Consider the following 228-nt stretch of genomic DNA (forward strand, 5'->3'; position numbering starts at 1 on the left):
GGAAACCCACTCCGTATGGAGTATCCATGACTGAATACATAGGTCATGTGAAGCGAACGCGGCGAACTGAAACATCTAAGTAGCCGCAGGAAAAGAAATCAACCGAGATTCCCAAAGTAGTGGCGAGCGAAATGGGATCAGCCTGTACTCTTTATCTTCGTTGTTAGCCAAACGCTCTGGAAAGTGCGGCCATAGTGGGTGATAGCCCCGTAGGCGAAAACAGCGAGG

Annotated in this window: 1 rRNA gene; it reads left to right on the plus strand. The window is 50.0% G+C overall.

Features of this window, described 5'->3' with window-relative positions:
- A 23S ribosomal RNA gene (locus SB772_RS46415) occupies positions 1-228 on the plus strand; the annotation flags it as partial.

Origin of the sequence: Paraburkholderia sp. SIMBA_030 (genome assembly GCF_046535245.1) — a bacterium.
Taxonomy (GTDB): Bacteria; Pseudomonadota; Gammaproteobacteria; order Burkholderiales; family Burkholderiaceae; genus Paraburkholderia.